The sequence below is a fragment of the Clostridium sp. LXY-7 genome (assembly GCF_056172015.1).
This window is the reverse complement of the sequence record NZ_JBLLJL010000002.1, coordinates 800940-818460: the sequence shown is the minus strand read 5'-3', so window position 1 is coordinate 818460 and position 17521 is coordinate 800940. Positions and strand designations below refer to the sequence as shown.

Sequence of the window (17521 nt, the reverse complement as noted above, 5' to 3'; positions counted from 1 at the left end):
GGGTCACTCCACATTGCTATAATATAGCAGATTTGTTGGAACATTATATATGTTCAAGGGGGAATGTAAATGAGTGATAAAATGCGACCAATTGATTTCCAAAAGTTAGTGACTTGGATTTTTGAAGAACTAACTGAGAAGGAAACCATTTTAGGAATTAAAGAAAATAAATTTTATTACAATAAAAGCAAGAGCAATATTGCCTTTTTAGGAGAAAAACTTGGTTCGCCAATAGGTCCTGCAGCAGGTCCTCATTCACAATTAACACAGAATATTATTGCATCATATCTAACTGGAAGTCGATTTATTGAATTAAAAACAGTTCAAATTTTAGATGGAGAAGATTTACCTGTTTCCAAGCCGTGTATTCGTGCTGAAGATGAATGTTATAATGTAGAATGGTCTACTGAATTAACTGTTAGAGATGCCTATGATGAATATGTTAAGGCTTGGTTTTTACTTCATGTTTTAATGAAAGAACTTTCTTTTAGCGAGGAAAGAGATTTCATATTTAATATGAGTGTAGGTTATGACTTAGAAGGGATTAGATCTCCAAAAATAAACACCTATATTGAGGAAATGAGAAATGCCTCTAGTACAAAAATTTGGAATGAATGTAGAGAAGTTCTTAAGAATAATTTAGATAAATTTAGAAATTTTACTAAAGAGGATTTAGATAAAGTATCACCTACTATATGCACATCAATTACCCTATCAACGTTACATGGATGTCCACCTGAAGAGATTGAGAGAATTGCTAATTATCTATTAACGGAGAAAAATTTGCATACATTTATAAAGATGAACCCTACTTTATTAGGAGAAAAATTTGTAAGAGAAACTTTTGATACTATGGGTTATGATTATATAACTTTAAATGGCCATCATTTTATTCATGATTTACAGTATGATGACGGGGTATCAATGTTAGTCAGGCTAAAAGAATTAGCGAAGACTCTACAACTTAAACTTGGAGTAAAACTTACTAATACCTTGCCTGTTAAGATATTAAATAAGGAATTACCAGGAGAAGAAATGTATATGTCAGGTCGTTCCCTTTATCCGTTAACTATGACTTTAGCTAGTAGATTAGCTAAAGAGTTTAATGGAGACATCTATATATCTTATTCTGGAGGAGCTGATTTCTTTAACATTGATAAAATATTTGAAACAGGAATTTGTCCTATTACCTTTGCTACTACAATTTTAAAACCTGGGGGATATGAAAGAATTACTCAAATAGCTGAAAAGTTAGAACCACTGCTTAATAATAGAAGTGAGATTATAAATACAGAATTATTAGGAAAAGTTGCAAAAGCTTCCATAATAGATGAGCATCATTTAAAAGAAGCTAAAACTGTGGAAAGCAGAAAATTAAGCTCAAAGCTACCTATATATAAGTGCAGCATTGCGCCTTGCAGTATAGGTTGTCCAATAAATCAGCAAGTACCACAGTATATAGCTCTAGTAGGAGAAGAAAAATATGATGAAGCTTTTTCAGTCATTGTTAAGGATAATGCATCCCCAGCCATAACAGGAACAATTTGTAACCATAATTGCCAATATAAATGTACAAGGCTTGATTATGAAAAGTCAGTACAAATAAGAAATATGAAAAAAATTGCAGTAATAAATGCTCAAGACAATTATATAAAGCATATTGAGCCAATGGAACTTAAAAGCAATAAAAAAGTATGTATTGTAGGTGCTGGTGCATCAGGGTTATCTGTGGCTCTATTCTTAAGAAGAAATGGTGTAGATGTAACTGTAATGGATAAGAGAGACAGAGCTTATGGCATCATTGAATATGTAATTCCAGAGTTCAGAATATCTTCTGAGATCATAAAAAAAGACTTTGAGCTTGTAAAAAGTTATGGAGTAAAATTCGAATTTGGTGTAGAGAAAAATTTCAATATAGAAGAATTAAAAGAAAAATATGAATATATTGTGCTAGCTATAGGTGCATGGAAACCTGGAGAAATATCCTTAAAAGAGGGCTCAGATAAATCACTTAATGCTATTACTTTCCTAGAAAATTTTAAATCTAATGAAGGAAAAGTTTATTTAGGCAAACATGTATGTGTTATAGGCGGTGGAGATGTTGCCATGGATGCTGCCCGTGCTGCAAAGAGGACTGAAGGAGTAGAAAGTGTTTCTATAGTTTATAGAAGAACAAGAAAGTTCATGCCAGCAGACCGTGAAGAGATAGCTTTAACTCTTTCAGAAGGAATTTCAATAAAAGAATTACTTTCACCAGTATCACTAAATAATGGTAAACTCCTTTGTGAAAAAATGACCTTAGGAGAAAGAGATGCTTCTGGTAGAAAAAGTCCAATAACTACAGGAACTTTTATAGAGTTCGATGCAGATACTGTCATTGTAGCAGTAGGAGAAAAGGTAGATACTGAACTATTCACTAATAGTGGTATAGAAGTGGATTCAAAAGGTCTACCTAAGGTTAATTTACAATGTGAAACTAATATAAAGAATGTATATGTTGCAGGAGATGCCAAGAATGGACCTAGCACTATTGTACAAGCAATTTCTCATGGAAAATCAATTTCTAAAGATATACTTAATAAAGAAAATTTAGAGTGTGATTTTCATAGCATAAATATTTCAATAAACGAAAATTCATTATACCAACGTAAAGGTATTTTGATGGAACCTATTTGTTGTGAGGGTGAAAGTAAGAGATGCTTAGGCTGTGATAGCATTTGTGAATTATGTGTGGATGTGTGCCCAAATAGAGCTAATGTAGTTATAAAAGTTAAAGATGGACTTATATCCAACCATGAAATTGTTCATTTAGATGGTATGTGTAATGAGTGTGGTAATTGCGGCATATTCTGTCCTCATACTGGAAATCCATATAAGGATAAGGTAACTGTTTTTTGGAATGAAGAAGACTTTAACAATAGTACTAACATAGGATTTTTGGTAGAGGATTTCTCCACAGGTCTATGTAAAGTAAGAAATGAACAGGAAGAGATTATTCAATGTAAGCCTTCTGAAGAAAATACTATATCAAAGGAAATGAGAAATATAATAGAAACTTGTATTGAAGATTATAGATTTATGCTATAGTACATTAAGTTTTAGGAGGTGTAACTATGTTACTTGTTGGAAATGGTAAGGTTATAACAAGAGATGATTCAAGGCCGATTATAGAGAATGGTTGCGTAGCAATATATGGCAATAAAATCGTTGAAATTGGCACAACTAGTGAATTAAAGGATAAATATACTAATAGTAAATATATAGATGCCAAAGGTAAACTAATAATGCCAGGATTTATCAACACTCATATGCATTATTATAGTACCTTTGCTAGAGGAATTCCAAATGATAGTCCACCAGCAACAAAATTCTCTGATATACTTACAGGATTATGGTGGAGATTAGACAAAGTTTTAACTTTAGAAGATGTGTATTATAGTGCTATAGTTCCAATGATAGAGCAAATAAAAAATGGTGTGACTACATCCTTTGATCATCATGCTAGCCCCTATGCTATACAAGGAAGCCTTTTTAAAATAGCAGAGGCCGCAGAAGAAATAGGTATTAGAAGTAATCTATGTTATGAGACATCAGATAGAGATGGTGAAAAAATAGTTGATGAAGGTATAAAAGAAAATGTAGAATTCATTAAATATTGTAATAATAAAAATGATGATATGATTAGAGCAATGTTTGGATTACATGCTTCTATGACCATAAGCGATAAAACCCTTGAAAAATGTCTAGATGCTATAGAAACTCTTGATACAGGCTTTCATGTTCATAGTGCAGAAGGAATTGAAGACTTACAGGACGCTAAAGCGAAGTATGGAAAAGGTGTTGTAGAGAGATGGTACAGTTCAGGAGTATTATCAGAGAAGACCATAGCTGTTCATTGCATACACATTTCAGAAGAAGAGATGGGCATGATTAAAGAGAAAGATGCCATAGTAGTTCATAATCCAGAATCTAATATGGGAAATGCTGTAGGAGCTTCACCAGTACTATCTATGTTTAAAAAAGGAATTTTACTTGGACTAGGTACCGATGGATATACAGCAGATATGATGGAATCTTATAAAGTAGCTAATATTATTCATAAACATGTTGCACAGGATTCTACTGTTGCATGGGGAGAAATACCTGAGATGTTATTTAAAAATAATAGACTTATTACTGAAAGATTTATCAATAATCAAGTAGGAATTTTAAAAGAAGGCGCTTTAGCTGACATTATAGTAGTTGATTACAATCCTCCAACACCAATTATAGGAAACAATATAAATGGTCATTTAGTATTTGGAGTTAATGGAAGACATGTAGAAACAACTATAGTTAATGGTAAAGTAATTATGGAAAATAGAATTTTAACTGGGATTGATGAAGAGAAAATTATGGCAAAAAGTAGAGAGTTAGCCCGAAATCTTTGGGGAAAATTTTAATTTTCTAATTATATTGTTACAACTAATTGACTGAGATTACATTTTATTGAACTATTCTATTAAGTAAAAAAATGTAAAAACATGTTGTGATAATTCTATGCTTAATTATTAACATAGAATTATATGGCATATATATAGTTTCAAAATTATGAATATTTAAATAAGTTAGTCGTATTCGCTATTAATAGCATGGAGGTATATATGAGGCTTACAGAAATTATTGATTTAAATAAAGGTCAAATTGTATCTATAGTTGGTGCAGGTGGTAAAACTACTCTCATGTTTACTATGGCTAAAGAGTTAAGAAAGGGAAATAAGGTTTTGATTACTACAACCACAAAGATATATGTACCACCAATAAATGATTTTCAATTTATGTTCTTTGAAGGTGATAACATAAATTTATTTAATAGTTCTGTAGATAAAGGAATTTATGTATATGGAAACTCTATTAATAGCGAAGATAAAATAATCGGTACTTGTGATAATGAACTTCAGAAATTATTACCACATTATGATTACATTTTTATAGAAGCAGATGGTTCTAAAAGAAAACCCCTTAAGGGATGGAACTATAATGAGCCTGTTATAAGCAAATATACAGAGGTTACTATAGGAGTTATTACCGTAGAAGTTGTTGGAATGATGATAAATGAAAGCAATATACATAGAATAGAAAAGTTTATGGCTTTGACAGGTACAAAAGAGGATCAGAGAATAACTGAAAAGAATATTATATCTTTAATTTTCAATCCAAAAGGATTATTTAAAAATTCCTTAGGGAAAAGGATACTATTTATCAATAAATTAGACGTGGAAAAAGATTTTAATTTGACGTCTAACTTACTAAAATGCATTGCATTGAAAAACCGTGAATATAAATTAATAGATAGCATAATATTTGGAAGCTTAAAAGATAAAACTTATGAATATTATGAGTTGCCTCAAGGAGGTCTATAAAGTGATTAATGCGATAATAATGGCTTCTGGTTTTAGTAGTAGAATGGGTGAAAATAAGCTACTTCTTAAATATAAGGGATGTGCATTGGTAGAATATGTATTAGACAATATAAGTAAAAGTGATTTTTCACATAGATTAATAGTTACAAATAGGATTGAAATTATTGAACTCAGTAAAAAAAGAAACATAAATGCCGTTATGAATTTAAATGCTGATTTGGGACAAAGTGAATCTATAAAATTAGGAATATTAAATTCACCAGAGGCATTAGGCTATGCTTTTTTTACAGGTGACCAACCACTTATCAATGAAGAAATAATCACTGAGTTAATTAATGAATTTGAACAGTATCCTAATAATATAATTGTACCTATCTATAAGGGCAGGAGAGGAAATCCAGTAATTTTTCCTAAGAAATATACTGAGGAACTATTAAAATTACAGGGGGATATTGGTGGTAAAACTGTTATCAATAAGTTTATTCATCAGGTTAGATTTATAGAAATACATGAGGAGCTTCCGCTTTGGGATATTGATACTATGGAAGACTATAATAAACTTCTAAAATTGAGTTATCTATAAATAGGGAGATGATATATTCATGGTTAAGGATAGGGTAATTGTAAAAGGTGGTGGGGATATTGCCTCTGGAACTATACAAAAGCTTCATAAAAGTGGGTTTAATGTGTTAGTTCTTGAAATAGAAAAACCTACTGCTATAAGAAGAAAAATATGTTTTAGTGAAGCAGTGTATGATGGTGAAGCTATAATAGAAGATTCAAAATCTGTACTTGTACAGACCTTAGAAGAGATATATGATGCTTGGGAAAATGGAATTATTCCTATAGCTATAGATAGTGAAGGAACTCTTATTGATAAAATTAAACCCTTAGTGGTAGTGGATGCGATTTTAGCTAAAAGAAATACGGGTACTAATATAAATATGGCTCCTATAACTATTGGATTAGGTCCAGGCTTCAATGCTGGAAAAGATGTGCATATAGCAGTAGAGACTATGCGTGGACATAATTTAGGAAGGTTAATATTTCATGGATATGCACTTAAGAATACTGGTGTCCCAGGAAAAATAGGAGGATATGATAAGGAAAGAGTTATATATAGTCCATGTGAAGGCATTATTAGTACTTTTAAAAATATAGGAGATATAGTAACAACTAAAGATATACTTGCTATAGTTAATGGGCAAAAAATCTATGCATCAATAGATGGAGTTTTAAGAGGAATTATACGATCTGAAAGTTATGTAAATGAAAGCTTAAAAATAGCCGATATTGATCCAAGATATGATGAATTGGATAATTGTAATACTATCTCGGATAAAGCTAGATGTATTGCAGGTGGAGTTTTAGAGGGGATTTTATACATGAAATCTTCAAAGATATAATTTTTTACTTTATCCTAACTGATTAATTAGTAAATCTCAATAAATTGATTGCTATATTTTAGATATTATTCAAATGTAATCATATATAGGGGGGATTTAATATTATTGATAAGGCCTAAAGTAAGAATAATATTCTAAATTATAAAAATATATAAGTTTGATTTGGAGGTATTTAAAATGTCAATGAATATAAATAAAGAAGAAATATTAAAATTAGCAGAACAATATAAGGATGATATGTCAAAGTTCTTAAGAGACATGATAGCTATTCCAAGTGAAAGTTGTGATGAAGAGAAAGTTGTATTAAGAATTAAAGAAGAGATGGAAAAAGTAGGCTTTGATAAAGTTGAAATAGACCCAATGGGAAACATTTTAGGATATATGGGACACGGAAAACATTTAATAGCTATGGATGCTCATATAGATACCGTTGGAATTGGTGATATAAATAATTGGAACTATGATCCATATAAGGGATTTGAAGATGATGAAGTAATATTTGGGAGAGGCGGTTCAGATCAAGAAGGTGGAATGGCTTCCATGGTTTATGCTGGAAAAATAATTAAAGATTTAGGATTAGAAGGGGATTATACATTACTAGTTACGGGTACAGTTCAAGAAGAAGATTGCGATGGATTATGCTGGCAATATATAGTTCAAGAAGACAAGATTAAACCAGAATTTGTAGTAATTACTGAGCCAACTTCTCTAAACATATATAGAGGACATAGGGGCAGAATGGAAATTAAGGTTACTACTAATGGAATTAGTTGTCATGGTTCAGCACCAGAAAGAGGAGACAATGCAATATTTAAAATGGCTCCAATATTAAATGAATTAAAAGAATTAAATGAAAGATTAATAGATGACCCATTCCTAGGAAAAGGAACATTAACAGTTTCTGAAATATTTTTCTCTTCCCCATCAAGATGTGCAGTTGCAGATAGATGTACAGTGTCTATAGATAGAAGACTTACAAATGGAGAAACTTGGGAGTATGCATTGGATCAAATTAGAGGATTACCATCAGTTAAGGCTGCAAATGGTAAGGTTGAAATGTACACCTATGAACGACCAGCTTATACTGGACTTGTTTATCCAACAGAATGTTATTTCCCAACTTGGGTATTAGAAGAAGAACACCCAGCTTGTCAAACTCTAGTAAAATCTTATAGAGATTTATTTAAATGTGAGCCACTTGTTGACAAATGGACATTCTCTACAAATGCTGTATCCATCATGGGCAGGTATGGAATTCCATGTGTTGGCTTTGGTCCAGGTCATGAGGACCAAGCACATGCCCCAAATGAAAGAACTTGGAAGGATGAGCTTGTAAGATGTGCAGCTATGTATGCACTAATTCCTATTACTTATGTTACAGAGTATGTAAAATAGTGGTTTTTAATTTAATGGGTGAGGTGAAATCATGAAAAAGATTAAGCACCTAGTATGCTCTAAATGCAGAGCTAAGCTAAGTGAAGAGGTTATGTATCATTGCCCATATTGTGGTACAGAAGGAACCTTAGATGTAATTTATGACTTAGATTTAGTGAAAAAAGAATTAACTAGAGAATATCTTAAAGAAAATAGTAAAAAAAATATATGGAGGTATCTACCTATATTGCCACTAGAGGGATTAAATGGAGTAGCTCCATTACACATTGGGTGGACACCATTATATAAAGCAAAAAGATTAGAGGAACTTTTTAATATTAAGAATGTATATGTAAAAGATGAGGGAAGAAACCCAACAGCATCTTTTAAGGATAGAGCTTCAGCTGTTGGAGTAGCCAAAGCTATAGAGCTTAAAAGAGATATTATATGTGCAGCTTCCACTGGAAATGCAGCTTCTTCACTATCAGGCTTTGCAGCATGTATGGGGATAAAAAACTATATATTTGTTCCTAAGAGTATACCAGAAGGTAAATTAGCACAACTTTTGGTCTTTGGAAGTAAAGTTATTTTAGTAGATGGTGATTATGATACAGCCTTCGATTTTTGCTTAAAGGCAGTAGAACATTTTGGATGGTATAACAGAAGTTGTGCTATAAATCCATATCTAGTAGAAGGGAAAAAAACTGCAGCTTTTGAAATCTGTGAACAATTAGATTTTAATGTGCCAGATAAGGTGATTATGTCTGTGGGAGATGGATGTTCTATATCAGGGGTTTGGAAAGGTTTTAAAGAATTCTATGATTTAGGGATTATTGATAAACTTCCTACAATGGTTTCTGTACAAGCAGAGGGGTCAAATCCAGTTAATAGAACCTATAGAAAAAATAGTAGGGAATTTGACTATATACCACCTGATACCATAGCAGATAGTATTTCAGTAGGTATTCCAAGAAATGGATACAAAGTGTTAAATGCGTTAACAGAAAGTAATGGTATTACGGTTGATGTCAGTGATGCAGAAATTTTAGAGGCTATGACAACTCTTGCAAGGTATACTGGAGTATTTGGAGAACCTGCTGGAGTAACAAGTTTTGCAGGACTTAAAAAACTAGTGGAACAAGGAGCTATAGGAAGAGATGAAAGTGTAGCTATAGTTGTCTCTGGTAGTGGATTAAAGGATGTAAAATCTGCACAAAAGGCAGTAATAAGACCAGGTATAATAAAGCCAGATTTAGATGCGTTAATAAATTATGTAGGTGAAATAAATTAATCAAGGCTTTAAATGAAAGATGTCAGTTTCACTTGAAAGAAAATTGTTTTGGGTTAAATTTTATAAATAATATATAGTAAAAGGAGGGTTTCTAGTGAGAAACTTGATAGATTTAAATATAAATGAAGAACAACTTAATAAAACGGTAAAGAGCGCTAAAGAAAGAAATATAGTTATCCCAACCTTAGCTCAGATGAAGGACCCTAACAAAATACCTGAGCACGTTAAAGAAAAATTAAAAAATATTGGATTATGGGATATTGATCCTATCAATTTATTTAGGATTTCTTGGAAAAATGAAGCTGTAAAAGATGGCGGATTATACAATGAATTACCTAACTACATTGAGATTCCTTCTGAAATATCAGGTGTAAAAGCAAGAATTTTTGCTATGGCAGGAAAATATTTCCCAATCGGTGCTCATAAGGTTGGAGCAAGTTTTGCTTGTTTAGTTCCTAGACTAGTAACTGGTCAATTTGATCCTAAATATCATGAGGCAGTTTGGCCTTCAACTGGTAATTATTGCCGTGGTGGTGCATATAACTCTGCCCTATTAGGATGTAAATCTATAGCTATTTTACCTGAGAATATGAGTAAAGAGCGTTTTGATTGGTTAAAACAAGTAGCAGGTGAAGTCATAGCTACTCCAGGTTGTGAGAGTAATGTTAAAGAGATTTATGATAAAACTTGGGAATTAAGAAGAACTAGGGATAATGTTGTAATATTTAACCAATTTGGTGAACTTGGAAATCATCTATGGCATTATGAGGTTACTGGTAATGCTATGAATGATATTATCAAAGCTGAAATTGGAGAGCATGGAAAAGTTGCTGGTGTGTGCTTAACTTCAGGTTCTGCTGGAACTTTAGGAAGTGGAGACTTTATAAAAGACCAATATCCAAATGCTAAGCTTGCAGTTGGGGAAGCATTGCAATGTCCAACATTACTTAATAATGGTTTTGGTGATCATAGAATTGAAGGTATTGGTGATAAGCACGTGCCTTGGATTCACAATGTTAAAAATACAGATATGATTATAGCTATTGATGATAATGATAGTGTGGGTATGTTCCGTCTATTTAATGAACCAGCCGGACAAGAATATTTAAGACAACAAGGTATTTCAGAAGATTTAATTTCAAAATTATCATGGGTTGGAATTTCAGGTGCAGCAAACATAATTTCTTGCATTAAATTTGCAAAATATTATGAATTAACAGAAAATGATATAGTGCTAACTGTTCTTACTGACTCTGCTGAAATGTATCAGTCAAGGTTAGAAGAAATGGAAGCTGAAAGAGGAAAAAAATATGAAGTAATTGATGCTGCTATTGATCATAATAGAAGTGTTCTAGGAGTTAGAACAGATAGTATGGAAGAACTCACATATCAAAGTAAAAATAGAATTCATAATCTTAAATACTATACCTGGATTGAACAACAGATGTATGATTTAGATGAATTAAATGCACAATGGTATGATTATGATAACTACTGGGGTAAATTGCATAAAATGGGACCAGAACTAGACAATCTCATTGAAGAATTCAATAAGAAGGTTGAAACACTAAAAGACGAAGAATAGCTTTTAGTATCTACGGATTTAATATGGTTTGGGACCCTAGTAGAAGTCAAAGTGTACTCAAAGGGGTCCTATTCCCTTATGTCCTATTATTTTATATGTCTTAGCCTTGGATAAAGAGGAGGGAACTATGGTGTATCAATTTATATTAAACGGAAATAGGGTCTCAATTTCTGAAAATATGAATTTACTTGATTATTTAAGAGATGAAAAAGATTTAACCTCTGTGAAAAATGGATGTGGAGAGGGTGCTTGTGGTGCCTGTATGATACTGGTTGATGGAAAGGCAGTACGAGCATGCATTCAGACCACCGCCAAAGTCCATGATAAGGTGGTTCAAACGGTGGAAGGACTATCTCAGTTTGAAAAAGAGGTTTTTACATGGGCTTTTTCTAAAGCAGGTGCTGTACAATGTGGGTTTTGCATACCAGGTATGGTAATTAGTACTAAGGCTCTATTTAATAAGAACTTAAATCCTACAGAAGAAGAAATTAAAAATGCAATTAAAGGTAATATATGTAGATGTACAGGATATATAAAAATAGTGGAAGCCATAAATTTAGCAGCCCTTGCAATGAGACAAGGTAGTTTAAGTATTAATGATGTATTTCATGGAAAAGTTGGAGATAACCTTCCAAGGATTGATGCAGAAAAAAAAATATTAGGAACTGCAGTATATGTAGATGATGTAAAGGTACCTAATATGATATATGGTTCAGCCTTAAGAGCAAAATATCCGAGAGCATTAGTAAAGAACATAGATATATCAAAAGCGTTGAAACACCCTGATACCATAGCTATTCTTACAGCAGAAGACATTCCTGGCAATAGGTTTATTGGACATCTTGTTAAAGATTGGCCAGCTATGATTGCGGTAGGTGAGGAAACTAGATATATGGGAGATTCATTAGCATTAGTTGGTGCTAAAAATAGAAAGTCACTAAAAGAAATACTTGATTTAATAATTGTTGATTATGAAGAATTAATACCTATGACTTGTCCTACTATGTCTCTTGAAGAAGGTGCACCCAAAATTCATCCCACTGGCAATAGGTTAAAAGTTGAAATATTAAAAAGAGGCAACGTAGAAGAAGCCATAGCTAATTCGAAATATGTAGTTACTAATCATTATTCTACACCTTTCACAGAGCACGCATTTTTAGAACCAGAAAGTGCACTAGCTATGCCTGATGGAGATGGTGTATTGATATATACTGGCTCTCAGGGAGTATATGATGAGCAAAGAGAAGTATCCGAATTACTAGGGCTTCCAAAGGAAAAAATTAGATCCATAAGTAAATATGTAGGTGGTGGCTTTGGAGGTAAAGAAGATATGAGCGTACAACATCATGCAGCACTTCTCGCTTGGTATACTAAAGTGCCTGTAAAGATTACTCTTAGTCGCAAGGAGAGCATAATGATACATCCAAAGAGACATGCTATGGAAATTACTGCAACTACTGCTTGTGATGAAGATGGAAATATTACTGCATTCAAGGCTAAAATTATATCAGATACAGGTGCATACGCCTCGCTAGGAGGTCCTGTACTTCAAAGAGCATGTACCCATGCAGCTGGACCTTATAAATGTGCTAATGTAGAAATTGAAGGCACCGCTGTATATACAAACAATCCTCCAGGTGGGGCATTTAGAGGATTTGGGGTAACTCAATCAGCCTTTGCATCAGAATGTAATTTGAATCTTTTAGCGGAAAAGGTAGGTATAACCCCTTGGCAGATTAGATATAATAATGCTGTAGCTCCTGGAGACACGCTTCCTAATGGACAAATATCAGATGATGGAACAGCAATAAAAGAAACTTTAATGGCGGTTAAGGATGACTATGATGATAATAAAGTTGTAGGTATAGCATGTGCTATGAAAAATAGTGGTGTAGGAGTAGGTATTCCGGACACAGGGCGATGTAGACTTGTTGTATTACAGGGTAATGTTCATATAAGAACAAGTGCAGCATGTATAGGACAGGGATTGGGCACTATTATTACTCAAATTGTATGTGAAACTACTAATTTATCTCCAAGGGTCATAATTGTTGATTCACCAGATACCTTTACTTCACCGAACTCAGGAACTACTACAGCTTCAAGACAAACTGTGTTTACTGGAGAGGCTGTAAAGATTGCTTCATTAAAACTAAAAGAAGCACTGAGCAGTAATTCTTTAGAGAGCCTCGATGGAGAGGAATTTTATGGGGAATTTCAAGGAGTAACAGATCCAATTAATTCAACTAAGGTCAATCCAGTCAGCCACGTATCATATGGGTATGCCACACAGTTGGTAGTACTTAATGAACATGGTAAACTAGAAAAAGTTATTGCTGCCCATGATGTAGGTAAAGCTATTAACCCTATCAATGTAGAGGGACAAATAGAAGGTGGAGTGGTAATGGGACTAGGTTATGCATTAACAGAAGATTATCCACTTAATAAGAGTGTACCTACAGCAAAATTTGGTACCTTAGGATTATTTAGAGCTTCTGAAGTACCTGAAATTAAATCTATAATTATAGAAAAGAATACATCAACCTTAGCTTATGGTGCAAAAGGTGTTGGGGAAATAACTACAATACCAACAGCACCAGCAGTTCAAGGAGCTTATTATAAATTTGACAATATATTTAGAACTAAACTTCCTCTTGAGGAAACTGCATATAGAAAGAAAAGGTAGACAAAGCTAATTATTATATTATAAAGTAATATAATAATTATAATTTACAAAAAATGTTTAGATATGATAATATATACACAAAATTATATTATGTTGAAGTTAGATTATAATTTTTCTAGGTTAAAGGGGGCAATTAAATGGAAGGTGCATTTGGAGTAAAAGGAGATATTATTTTTACTAAAGAATTTGGTGAATACGAAGTATTAGAAAGTGGCTATATAATAGTCAAAGATGGAATTATAGATGGAGTATATAGTGAACTCATAGATGAGTATAAAAATATAGAAATAATAGATTATGACAACAAACTGATAGTTCCAGGGTTTATTGATTTACATTTGCACGCACCACAATTTCCTAATTTAGGATTAGGGCTTGATAAAGAACTAATGCCTTGGTTAGAAGCATATACCTTTCCAGAAGAAAGTAAATACTCTGATTTGGCATATGCAAAACAAGTATATTCTATATTAGTAAAAGAGTTATGGAAAAATGGTACTACTAGAGCTTGTGTTTTTAGTAGTGTTCATAAGGAATCTACAAAGCTATTGATGGATATATTTAATGAAGCAGGACTAGGGGCTTATGTGGGTAAAGTAAATATGGATAGGAATTGCCCAGATTATTTAATAGAAAACACCATAGAGTCTATTGCGGATACTGAAAATTTCTTAAAAGAATATGGAAATAAATATAAATTAGTAAAACCTATAATAACTCCTAGATTTATACCTACATGTACTTTCGAGTTATTGAAAACTCTTGGAAAATTAGCTAAGAAATATAATGTACCTGTTCAATCTCATTTAAGTGAAAATTACGGAGAAATAAATTTAGTTAAGGAACTACATCCTAATTATAAAAACTATGCAAGTATATATGAAGATGCTGGTCTGTTTGGTCAGATACCAACTATAATGGCTCATTGCGTATTAGTAGATGAAGATGAAATAGAATTAATGGTTAAGAATAAAGTTTTTGTGGCTCACAGTCCTAATTCAAATTCCAATTTAGCAAGTGGCATAGCGCCTATAAGAAAACTCATTAGCAAGGGAGTTCCAGTAGGGCTTGCAACGGATATATCAGGTGGTCATAGTTTGTCAATGTGTAGTGTTATTGTAAATAGTGCACAAGCTTCAAATATTAGATGGTTAGAAAGTAACAAAGTTGATAAGCCATTAAGCACTGCCGAATTATTTTATCTTGCAACTAAGGGTAGTGGCCAGTTCTTTGGAAAAGTTGGAAGCTTTGAACAAGGTTACGAATTTGATGCATTAATAATAGATGATAGTAGACTTAATAGTTTTCATTTATTATCCATAGAGGAGAGGCTTCAGAAATTTATATATACAGGTGATGATAGAAATATTTTAATTAGATATGTAGATGGTAAAATTGTAGAAGAACCTAAAATTTAATGGAGTAACTTTATAGTACTTTAATTGCATTGAAACAAGGTAGTATATTATAATGAAGGTGGCATTAGAAGGCTTATAGATTATGAGGGATGCCTTAGCATATCCCTCTTAAAATATAAATATAGAAATATATAGATTAATTAAATTATAGGTACAGTAGAAAAGAGGTTGTTGTATGGCTAAGGATATCGATAAAAAAATACTTAATGCTGCCATGGAAGTAGTATCAAAGGAAAAGATAAGTGGTACTCGTATGCATATGATTGCTAAGGAGGCTAATATGAGCCAAGCTAATCTTCATTATCATTTTTCCACCAAAAACGATATAATGATTGCTCTATTAAATAGTATACAAGAGGAATTTTCTCATAATCGAAAGAGTTATATAGATATTGAAAATAAAGATATGGTGGATAATATACGAGGTTTTTTTGAGCAAAAGAAAGATGATATCTTAATTAATAAGAAAATGGAATATACTCAAATTGATTATTGGGTACAGGGAACCGTAAATGAGGAAATAAGGGGATACTTTCAAGATACCTTTAACATATGGAGAGAAGGTATTAGTGAGGTATTAAGTAAGGGAGAACCTGGTGACTGTATAGATGAAAAATATATAGAAAATCTTCCTTTTATTATGGTATCTCTTATGTTAGGAGCCTCATTACAATATCTTATTGATGAAGAAAAGTTTAATTTAGATGATTATTTTCAGGTAGCGGAGAAAATAATTTTAGGACAATGTCTAATTAATAAATAATACCATTAATAAAAATTGAGGAATATTGATACTGGATAAAAATAGGCTCATCTATTGATAATAGTGAGCTTATTTTTGCACATATATAGGCGGTGAATTTAGTGCAAAATCCTAGTGTGAGTATTTGTAAATACTTTATGATACATTAAAATTTAAATCAAAAATATAATATGAAGAGCGTTGATTAACTGATTAATAAAGACAAACATTTTAAATTTTCAGGAGGGTTAAAATGGAGCTATTAGATTTTTTTCAACCTAGTACTATAGAAGAAGTTAAGACAATTATATCTAAAAATCCAAATACAAAGCTCTTAGCTGGAGGTACAGATTTAGTTTTAGACATAAGGTGCAGTAAAGAAAATATTGATTACATTGTAAATTTGGAAAATGTAAAAGAATTAAAGAACATCACTGAAAATGAAAGAGAAGTAGTTATGGGTAGCATGGTTACATTTACAAACTTACTAGAAAGTAACATAATAAAAAATAATTTTAATTCCCTAATTGAATGTAGTAAACATATGGGATCTCCACAAATTAGAAATGTAGCAACTATTGGAGGAAATATAGCCAATGCTGGGTCAGCGGCAGATGTAATTCCATGTGTAATGAGTTTAAATGGCGTATTAGTAATAGAATCTATTACTGATACAAGAGAAATTAGCTGTGAAAAATATTTTGAGAACTATGCTACTGAAAAACTTAAAAGTAATGAGTTATTAACAAAAATAATAATTCCTAAGAATAATAGCTGTAGTGGATACTATAAATTAGGAAAGAGAAATGCTCTAGCAATAGCTAGAATTAGTGCAGCGATATGCGTAGAAACTTTAGATAGCAAGGTGAATAATGTTAATATTTGCTTAGGTGCAGTTGGAAGATATCCCTTTAGAGTAATAGAGCTTGAAAGACGTGCATTGAATGAAGATATAGATTGGTTATTTTCAGAAGAGGCATTGAACTATATTGAACATGCAGTAGAAGAAAGTATAAAAGGGAGAAAGACTATGCCATTTAAGAAAGAGGCTATTAAGGGTGTGTTTAAGAACGCTTTATCCATTGCTTTAAAACAGTAGAATAGTAATAAATATTAGAATATTCTGTATAAGACGAGGAGTGAGTTTATGATTAAGGTAACTATGAAAATAAATAATATAGAATATAGTAGAGAGATTAATCCGCTACTGCGCTTATTAGATTTTTTAAGAGATGAACTTAAGTTAAAGGGAACGAAAGAAGGCTGCGGAGAGGGAGAATGTGGAGCATGTACAGTTATTATGAACGGAAAAACTGTTAATTCTTGCCTTATATTAGCTTCTGCAGCCAATGGAGCTGAAATTACTACTATTGAAGGTGTTGGAATGGATAAAATACACCCTATACAAGAAGCTTTTATAGAGGTAGGAGCTATTCAATGTGGATATTGTACCCCAGGTATGATATTAAGTGCAAAATCTTTACTTGATAGCAATATTAATGCTACTGAGAAAGAAATACGAGATAATATATCCGGTAATTTATGTAGATGTACAGGCTATGAAAAGATAGTTGAAGGTATAAAAATTGCACAAAGCAAATTAAAGGATAATTAGGG

Annotated in this window: 13 protein-coding genes; all 13 read left to right on the top strand. The window is 32.2% G+C overall.

The features are described from left to right. The first annotated feature begins 69 nt into the window (after window positions 1–69). The 13 genes from ygfK to ACI48Q_RS10975 all read left to right on the top strand — a co-directional run bounded on the left by ygfK (window position 70) and on the right by ACI48Q_RS10975 (window position 17519). Complete coding sequence (gene ygfK, locus ACI48Q_RS11035; protein ID WP_474919134.1) at window positions 70–3087, top strand: putative selenate reductase subunit YgfK; 3018 nt, start codon at window positions 70–72, stop codon at window positions 3085–3087. A gap of 26 nt (window positions 3088–3113) precedes the next feature. Then, window positions 3114–4442: a putative aminohydrolase SsnA gene (gene ssnA / locus ACI48Q_RS11030; RefSeq protein WP_474919133.1), complete on the top strand. Its 1329-nt coding sequence runs from the start codon at window positions 3114–3116 to the stop codon at window positions 4440–4442. A 201-nt stretch (window positions 4443–4643) separates the two neighbouring features. Continuing rightward, a complete protein-coding gene (yqeC, locus tag ACI48Q_RS11025; protein ID WP_474919132.1) occupies window positions 4644–5402 on the top strand; it encodes a selenium cofactor biosynthesis protein YqeC in 759 nt (252 codons plus the stop codon). A 1-nt stretch (window position 5403) separates the two neighbouring features. Then, entirely contained in the window at window positions 5404–5985 is a 582-nt protein-coding gene (gene mocA, locus ACI48Q_RS11020) for a molybdenum cofactor cytidylyltransferase (RefSeq protein WP_474919130.1), read from the top strand. A gap of 19 nt (window positions 5986–6004) precedes the next feature. Then, complete coding sequence (gene yqeB, locus ACI48Q_RS11015) at window positions 6005–6808, top strand: selenium-dependent molybdenum cofactor biosynthesis protein YqeB (RefSeq protein ID WP_474919129.1); 804 nt, start codon at window positions 6005–6007, stop codon at window positions 6806–6808. Window positions 6809–6985: 177 nt separating this feature from the next. Further along, the gene (locus ACI48Q_RS11010) at window positions 6986–8203 is read left to right on the top strand and encodes a YgeY family selenium metabolism-linked hydrolase (RefSeq protein ID WP_474919128.1); all 1218 of its coding nucleotides are present in this window, start codon (window positions 6986–6988) and stop codon (window positions 8201–8203) included. Between the two features lie 31 nt (window positions 8204–8234). Continuing rightward, on the top strand, window positions 8235–9473 hold the full coding sequence (locus ACI48Q_RS11005; protein WP_474919127.1) for a threonine synthase: 1239 nt from the start codon (window positions 8235–8237) through the stop codon (window positions 9471–9473). Window positions 9474–9567: 94 nt separating this feature from the next. Continuing rightward, a complete protein-coding gene (locus tag ACI48Q_RS11000; protein ID WP_474919126.1) occupies window positions 9568–11058 on the top strand; it encodes a pyridoxal-phosphate dependent enzyme in 1491 nt (496 codons plus the stop codon). Window positions 11059–11188: 130 nt separating this feature from the next. Then, the gene (xdh, locus tag ACI48Q_RS10995) at window positions 11189–13744 is read left to right on the top strand and encodes a selenium-dependent xanthine dehydrogenase (protein ID WP_474919519.1); all 2556 of its coding nucleotides are present in this window, start codon (window positions 11189–11191) and stop codon (window positions 13742–13744) included. Window positions 13745–13881: 137 nt separating this feature from the next. Further along, window positions 13882–15162, top strand: coding sequence for a guanine deaminase (guaD, locus tag ACI48Q_RS10990; RefSeq protein ID WP_474919125.1), 1281 nt, complete (start codon window positions 13882–13884; stop codon window positions 15160–15162). A gap of 175 nt (window positions 15163–15337) precedes the next feature. Next, window positions 15338–15925: a TetR/AcrR family transcriptional regulator gene (locus ACI48Q_RS10985; protein WP_474919124.1), complete on the top strand. Its 588-nt coding sequence runs from the start codon at window positions 15338–15340 to the stop codon at window positions 15923–15925. Window positions 15926–16157: 232 nt separating this feature from the next. Beyond that, window positions 16158–17003, top strand: coding sequence for an FAD binding domain-containing protein (locus ACI48Q_RS10980; RefSeq protein WP_474919123.1), 846 nt, complete (start codon window positions 16158–16160; stop codon window positions 17001–17003). 48 nt (window positions 17004–17051) lie between these two features. Beyond that, window positions 17052–17519: a (2Fe-2S)-binding protein gene (locus ACI48Q_RS10975; protein WP_474919122.1), complete on the top strand. Its 468-nt coding sequence runs from the start codon at window positions 17052–17054 to the stop codon at window positions 17517–17519. Window positions 17520–17521: the final 2 nt, after the last annotated feature.